Here is a 5,567-nt window from a genome sequence, read left to right as displayed (position 1 = left end):
GGGGCAATAGACTGGGGAATCATGGTGGACATCCAGGATGCAGGGCAGGCGCTGAAGCGGTATTTCGGATATGAGTCCTTTCGTCCGGGTCAGGAGGATCTGGTCAAGGCCATTCTGAATGGGCGAGACTGCCTGGGTGTTATGCCGACCGGGGCTGGCAAGTCCATCTGCTATCAGATCCCTGCCACCCTTCTGGACGGTCTGACCATCGTCATCTCTCCCTTGGTTTCCCTGATGAAGGACCAGGTGGACGGGTTGGAGGATGCCGGCATCCCGGCTTCGTTCGTCAATTCCACCCAGGATATGGATGAGCAGTCCCTAGCCCTGGCTCAGGCTGCCCAGGGACGAAGCAAAATCCTCTACGTGGCTCCCGAACGGCTGGATGCCCCCAGATTCAGAGAATTTGCCCAGCGTACGAGAATCTCCCTGCTGGCCGTGGATGAAGCCCACTGCGTATCCCAGTGGGGTCAAGACTTCCGCCCTGCCTACTTGGGAATCGGCGACTTCATCAGATCCGTGCCTAGTCGACCCACGGTGGCAGCCTTCACTGCTACAGCGACCGAAAAGGTTCGGCGCGACATTGTATACATGCTGGGCTTGGACGATCCTTACATAGCGGTGACGGGATTCGACAGGCCCAACCTCTTCTTCGATGTGATCAAGCTGGAGAGCAAATACAAGAATCGCTGGGTGGTCCAGTATGCCCTGAAGCATGGAGATGACTCAGGCATCGTCTACTGCGCCACCCGCAAGGAGACCGAAGCCCTGGCGGATGATCTGGCCAAGGCTGGTGTCAGCGCTGTCAGCTACCACGCGGGCATGGATGCTCAGGACAGGGAGCAGGCGCAACGGGACTTCGTCAACGACAAGGTGCAGGTGGTCGTGGCCACCAATGCCTTCGGCATGGGCATCGATAAGTCCAACGTGCGCTATGTCATCCATCACAACATGCCCGAGAGCATCGAGGCCTACTACCAGGAAGCAGGCAGGGCGGGACGTGACGGTGAGCCCGCCCGATGCTCATTGCTGTGGAACGAGAGCGATATCGTCACCCGCAGGCGCCTGCTTGACATGGACAACGGCAACGACAGACTGACCGGTGAGCAGGCTGAAGCGGTCAGGGCCGAACACCGGCGCCTGCTCAACGTCATGATTGGCTACTGTCGAACCACCGGCTGCCTTCACCAGTACATGTTGCGCTACTTCGGCGAGGAAGTGGACCAGGCTGCCGCGGGCCTTTCGCCTGCCGAGGCCGACAAGGGCAAATCCGTCCCGGTCCGGCATCCCGACACCGGTAGCAGCGGCTGCCAGAACTGTTCCAACTGTCTGAGTACCTTTACGACTATCGATGTCAGCGATGTGGCCCGTGCCATTAGCAGGTGCGTGCATGATGTGAATCAGGGGTTCGGCTCCGGCAAGATTGCCCAGATCCTCCGGGGGTCGCGCTCGCAGGACCTTCTTCGGCGAGGGCTGGATCGGTGCCCCAGCTATGGCGCTCTGGCCCAGATTCCGGAGGCGCGGATTCGCGACGTGCTCAACCAAATGGCCTCGGACGGGTATCTGTACATCACCGAAGGACGGCTGCCCATGGTCCATTTCGGGCCCAAGGCCGCGCAGACGGTCAGCCCGGACTTTCACTATGAAATCAAGCGGACGGAACGACCGAGTGCCTCAGGCAAGGTCTTCGGCGGCGGATCTTCTTCGACGCTTGACGATGACGGTCTCGATCAGGTCGATGCAAGTGATGCCAGCCCAGAGGACGAGGAACTTTTCCAGAAGCTGCGCGATCTGCGGACCAGCATAGCCCGTGAGATCGGCAAGCCCCCCTACATCGTCTTCTCCGACAAGGCGCTGCGCGATATGTGTCGTCTGCGTCCAGTCGATGATGCGACCTTCCTGGCTGTCAACGGGGTGGGACAGCACAAACTGGAGCAATATGGACCCCAGTTCATGGGGGTCATCTCCAAGTTCTCGGCCAGAAAAGGAGTGAATGTGGTCATGGGCGTGGCCGAATCTGATAGGCGGGTCGGCCTACCATGAGATATACATGACTTCATCGTGGCTGCCCTTGCAGATTAGGCGCCCGAGAGGAAAGGAAATAACAATGGCTGACAAACCAATCGTAGAGAGCTTCCAGCTGGATCACACCAAGGTCAAGGCGCCCTACGTTCGTCTGATCGACGAGGAGAAAGGCCCCCAGGGAGACATCATCTCCAACTATGATCTGCGCCTGGTCCAGCCCAACCAGAACGCCATTCCAACTGCCGGGCTGCACACCATAGAGCACACCATCGCCGTGCTTCTGCGCGAGCGCATCCCCGGCTACATCGACTGCTCGCCTTTCGGTTGCCGGACGGGCTTCCACCTGCTCGCCTGGGGCCGTCATTCGACCGAAGATGTGGCCAAGGCTCTGAAGGAGTCACTGGAGTTCATCGCGGAAAGGGCCACTTGGGACGACGTTCCCGGCACCGAGATCACCTCATGTGGCAACTACCGTGACCATTCGCTCTTCTCGGCCAAGCAGTGGAGCCGCGACATCGTGGCCGCCGGCATCAGCTCCGATCCTTACGAGCGCAAGCTGGTCTGAGTTTCAAAAACGTGGAAACTGGGCAAGGGCTGAACCCTGCCCAGTTTTTTGAAGGGTGCTCATCTAACACTCGTGGGACGAATCGGTCACTTGTGCCTGTTCTTTGGTGTTCGTCTGGGCGAAGGGGCTCAGCGACATTTGGTCATGCCAATCCGTCTGGTCAGCAGGTTTTCGTAGTCAACCTGACCCGTGCCCGTTATTTGCACTCGGAAAACCGGGTTCTGAAGAGTGCAGAATAGCCCAAACTATTCCCCGATTCGCTCAATGCGTACTCACTTCGTGATTGCCTGCTGATGGATACACTCGTACTTCGGCAATCGCAGGGGCAGGTTTCATCCCTGCCGCACCGGTCGAGAAAGAGGTAGCCACAGTGAGCAAGTACGCGATGGAGACCGCACGTTGGATCCGTCATGCCACCATGGACGACTTTGAGGCGATCATGCCTGTCTACGCCTACGCCAGAAAGCGGATGGCCGAGACCGGCAACCCCCGTCAGTGGGGGGACAAGTACCCCCTGCCTGAACGTATCCGCGAGGACATCGCCGGGGGCCACACCATGCTCTTGGTTGACGATGCAGCTGGTATGGACCAAATTCCTGAGGATCCCGTCTACCCTGAACCTGAGCTGGACGACCACAAGGGCAGCCACGAGCGCATCATAGGCGTCTTTGCTCTCTTCCATGATCCAGAACCGGATTATAAGGTCATTGATGGCAGCTGGCTGGACGACCGACCCTATACCACCATCCACCGGGTTGCTGCCTCGGGACTGGGGCGTCACGCAGCCGGGGACCTGCTTGATTGGAGCATGCGCCGGTACGAGAACATACGCGCCGATACGGGACTGAAGAACTATGCCATGCAGCATATCCTGGAGACCCACGGCTTCACCCGCTGCGGCAACATCATCATGCCTGAAAATAAGGAGATCGAGAACGTGCGGGTGGCCTATCAGCTGCACAATCGTCCCCTTGACCTGGCTGAGCGCGAAAGGGAGGACAAGCGCTTGGTCACTGTCTGAGAGCGGGGGCAGACCGTCGCAGTGCCGTCGCACAATGGAGCCATGACATTGAGTGCAGCACCGGCATGGCAGTTTTCCGGGCCCGCGGGCCAGCAACATTACGAGCAAGCTCTTCGGGCCTATCCTGGGCAGATCATCGTGGACTTGCGGACCTTGAAGGCCAATATGGCCACCTTGGTTAAGCTGGTTCATTCCACGAACCCCGGTGCTGCGGTCATGGGTGTGGTCAAGGCCGATGCTTACGGCCATGGGCTCATCCCTGCTGCTCTGGCGGCGCTGGCTGGCGGGGCCACCTGGCTTGGCACAGCCCAGTCCAGCGAGGCCCTGCGTCTGCGTCGTGCAGGCATCGGCCCCGAACGTTGTCGGATTCTGTCTTGGATGTTCAATGGGGACCGCGCCCCCTTCAACCAGCTGATTCAGGCTGATATCGACCTAGGCGTCGGTTCTCTGAAGACCATGGACATGGCAGCCCAGGCGGCAGATCAGGTCGGCAGGCCTGCACGCGTCCACATCAAGGTGGACACCGGCTTCGGACGCAACGGTTTTACTCACGAAACCTTCGGGGATGCCCTACGCGAGCTCTCCCGCCTGGCCGCACAGGGTCTGTTGGAGCCTGTGGGGCTTTTCAGCCATCTGGCAGTGGCTGACATGCCTAATATGGACGAGTTCGTTTCGTCCACTGACGAGCAAATCGCCCTCTTCGAGGAGTTTTCTGACTGGATGACGGCCGTCGGCATGAAGCCCGCAATCCGGCATCTGGCCAACACCGCTGCCACGCTCACCCGTCCTAGGATACGTTACGACCTGACCCGTCCTGGCATCGGCCTGTACGGATACGAGCCGGATCCCTCCATGGGGGTTTCGGCCGATTATGGTCTGCGTCCGGCAATGACACTCCAGGCCCAGCTGGGCACTGTCAAGGATATGCCGGCCGGTCACGGCATCTCCTACGGCCGTACCTATCTGACGGAGAAGCCGACGAGCACAGCCATCATGCCACTGGGTTACGCCGACGGGATTCACCGGTCTGCCTCAGGCTTCGACCGAGAGGGCGCTATGTGTCGAGAGCACCTGGGCGGTCCCGTCCGCCTGATGACTCGACAAGGGCCCAAGTTGGTTCGCGTCGCTGGAAGGGTCTGCATGGACCAGTGTGTACTGGATCTAAAGGGCATGACTTCCGATTTGGGAGTAAGCGAGGGCGATACCGTTGTGCTCTTCGGGCCAGGCAGGGGGGAGGATAAGGCTGAGCCAACCGCTGATGACTGGGCCCGGGCAGCCGACACTATCAGCTATGAGATCTTCACCTGCCTGCGTAGTAGGATTCCACGGCTCTACCTGGGCGTACATGAGGTGGTCGACCCTGCCGACCTGCACCTGATTGCCCCTGAATCCATTCTTTGAGACCACTATCACAGGTAGAACCTAGGCTTGGGGCCTTGTCAAGGGGCAATATAAGTGGTGAGATGAGGTTATGACTACATATACAGGAAATGAACCAAGCAATATCTCATACACAGCCGTAGCTGACATCACCGGTGGCCGCGAGGGCCATGCAGACAGCCATGAGCCCGATCTCTCCTTGGACCTGGACACGCCAAAGGCTATGGGGGGCAAGGGCCAGGGCACCAACCCCGAGCAGCTCTTCGCCATCGGCTGGGGCGCCTGCTTCCAGGGAGCCATGGGACTGGCCGGAAAGGAGTTGCGCGTGCCGGCCACTAAGCTGGCCCAGAGCAAGGTGCGCACTCACATCTCCCTTGGCGACCAGGGCGAATCCTTCGGCATCAAGGCCCTGATCGAGGTCTGCCTACCTGACGTCGATCGTGATCTGGCTACCCGTCTGGTGGAGCGCACCCAGGAGCTCTGCCCCTATTCCAAGGCCACGGCGGGCAATGTGCCCACTGAAGTGGTGGTCGTGGATAATCTGGACTGAACGGAGCGGGCGCGCCTGATGGGCACTGA

5 protein-coding genes are annotated in these 5,567 nt (G+C 59.7%); all 5 read left to right on the top strand.

The features are described 5' to 3' along the window. Positions 1–21: 21 nt before the first annotated feature. The 5 genes from AC0AP0_RS08380 to AC0AP0_RS08360 all read left to right on the top strand — a co-directional run bounded on the left by AC0AP0_RS08380 (position 22) and on the right by AC0AP0_RS08360 (position 5,538). On the top strand, positions 22–2,040 hold the full coding sequence (locus tag AC0AP0_RS08380; protein ID WP_490430136.1) for a RecQ family ATP-dependent DNA helicase: 2,019 nt from the start codon (positions 22–24) through the stop codon (positions 2,038–2,040). A 64-nt stretch (positions 2,041–2,104) separates the two neighbouring features. Next, a complete protein-coding gene (locus AC0AP0_RS08375) occupies positions 2,105–2,587 on the top strand; it encodes an S-ribosylhomocysteine lyase (RefSeq protein ID WP_490430135.1) in 483 nt (160 codons plus the stop codon). 370 nt (positions 2,588–2,957) lie between these two features. Continuing rightward, a complete protein-coding gene (locus tag AC0AP0_RS08370) occupies positions 2,958–3,608 on the top strand; it encodes an N-acetyltransferase (RefSeq protein WP_490430134.1) in 651 nt (216 codons plus the stop codon). 42 nt (positions 3,609–3,650) lie between these two features. Then, on the top strand, positions 3,651–5,009 hold the full coding sequence (gene alr, locus AC0AP0_RS08365) for an alanine racemase (protein WP_490430133.1): 1,359 nt from the start codon (positions 3,651–3,653) through the stop codon (positions 5,007–5,009). A 70-nt stretch (positions 5,010–5,079) separates the two neighbouring features. Further along, positions 5,080–5,538 carry an Ohr family peroxiredoxin gene (locus AC0AP0_RS08360; protein ID WP_490430132.1) on the top strand — a complete coding sequence of 153 codons (459 nt, stop codon included), beginning with the start codon at positions 5,080–5,082 and terminating at the stop codon, positions 5,536–5,538. Positions 5,539–5,567: the final 29 nt, after the last annotated feature.

It is taken from the genome of Bifidobacterium sp. POST2/T3 (B1) (genome assembly GCF_058197115.1).
This window is presented reverse-complemented; position numbering and strand designations above follow the sequence as displayed.

What these genes read in the sequence shown, in the direction of transcription:
- AC0AP0_RS08380 (WP_490430136.1), top strand. Translation starts at nt 22, where the DNA reads ATGGTGGACATCCAGGATGCAGGGCAGGCGCTGAAGCGGTATTTCGGA.
- AC0AP0_RS08375 (WP_490430135.1), top strand. Translation starts at nt 2,105, where the DNA reads ATGGCTGACAAACCAATCGTAGAGAGCTTCCAGCTGGATCACACCAAG.
- alr (WP_490430133.1), top strand. Translation starts at nt 3,651, where the DNA reads ATGACATTGAGTGCAGCACCGGCATGGCAGTTTTCCGGGCCCGCGGGC.
- AC0AP0_RS08360 (WP_490430132.1), top strand. Translation starts at nt 5,080, where the DNA reads ATGACTACATATACAGGAAATGAACCAAGCAATATCTCATACACAGCC.